This is a genomic window from Mesorhizobium sp. M7A.F.Ca.US.014.04.1.1 (assembly GCF_003998745.1).
Classification (GTDB): domain Bacteria; phylum Pseudomonadota; class Alphaproteobacteria; order Rhizobiales; family Rhizobiaceae; genus Mesorhizobium; species Mesorhizobium ciceri.
Window position 1 is genome coordinate 1 of the sequence record NZ_RZRW01000958.1, and the last position, 1420, is coordinate 1420.

The 1420-nt window shown below is 59.5% G+C and carries 1 protein-coding gene; it reads right to left on the reverse strand.

From position 1 onward, the window contains the following. Positions 1-157: 157 nt before the first annotated feature. The gene (locus EOA22_RS33495; protein WP_245478756.1) at positions 158-853 is read right to left on the reverse strand and encodes an ATP-dependent DNA ligase; all 696 of its coding nucleotides are present in this window, start codon (positions 851-853) and stop codon (positions 158-160) included. Between the last annotated feature and the right edge of the window lie 567 nt (positions 854-1420).

The window sequence follows — 1420 nt, forward strand, 5'->3', positions numbered from 1 at the left end:
CGCAAACCGACCCCAGCCGCAAGGCGGCGAAACGCGCGCAGGCCGTCCCGCAACGCCCCATAGCCCCCCCACCAGACATTAGTGGGGGGATAGGCATCGGTGGTGTGTTTTAGGACGTGGGCTGTCAGGCGGGCCTACTTCATTGGCGTTCGTAACATCACGATTTCGCCTCGCGGATCGCCCGCAAAGTCGCATGGCGTAGCTTGTCCTCGCGCTTAAGGGTCTTCACTCGTCCGACAAGGCCAGGTTTGATCCATTCGGCGTCTGGCTTGTCGGCTCCCTTCGGTGGCGTGCCTTTCCCCTCCTGCACCTTGGCCCACAGGCGTTCTCGCATGGCTTTGGTCAGCGCGATGTGAGCCGATCCGACATAGCGGCGTTCCGCATCGCGGGTTGCCATCAAAGCGAGTGGTGCCGATCCCGGTTTTAGCTGCACGCCTGCCACTTCAAAGTCGACTTCCTCGTAGCATTTGGTTTTCAGCCACGCTTCGGTGTCGCCTGACCGATAAACGCTGTCAGGCCGCTTCGACACCATGCCCTCCAGGCCCATGCGATCAACCGCAGCGTAGAAGTCAGCCCCGCCGCCATGCACATGGTGACTGTACTGGATCACGCCCTTGGCAGGCCCGACTAGTTCGAGCAGCTTTTCCCGACGTTCCAGCAGAGGTGCTGGGCGCAGGTTGACCCCGTCCAGGTGCAGTAGATCGAAGGCGACGAAGATAATCCGATCCGGCGCCCATCGCATCGCGGACCGCAGCGAATGGAAATCCGACACGCCCTTCCCGTTGAGGACGATTGCCTCGCCGTCGATGATTGCCGACTTGGGGGAAAGGGTTGCCGCCGCCTCGACAATCATCTTGTACGTCGATGACCAGTCGTAGGCCCCCTCCGGGTGATCGCTCGGGCCGTGCCGTCTCGATTATGATTTGCGTCCGATAGCCATCGTACTTGATTTCGTGAATCCAGTTGTCTCCTGTCGGGGGGACCTCGACAAGCCTGGGAAACATTGGCCGGATGAACTTCAGACGCATGAACTGACCCGCAAGACTGCGTTTCAATTTAGCATGCGCTAAAATGGTTCCGGAACATTTTAGACGATTTGACTGTTTGACAGCCATGGCGAGGCCGTCCGACGTGGACCATCCATTCCCGGCAAGGAGCACGGCGGCGAACCAGCCGATGAGGACGACAACTTCTATACCTGCCCGACGTGCGGACAGCAGGTCGACATGCGCGACTTGCGGCAGGTGATTTGGCACGAGCAGCCAAAGCAAGCCGCTCCTGTTGCTGGTAGATTAGCCGCGCCAGCACATCGGCAGCAGCACCCCTCTCAAAATTGGCGGAACATAATTTAGACCCGTCAGTTGGGAGAACTCATGGGAGGCGCGCGATGTTGCAACGTGAAATCTCCATTGTCTCGGAC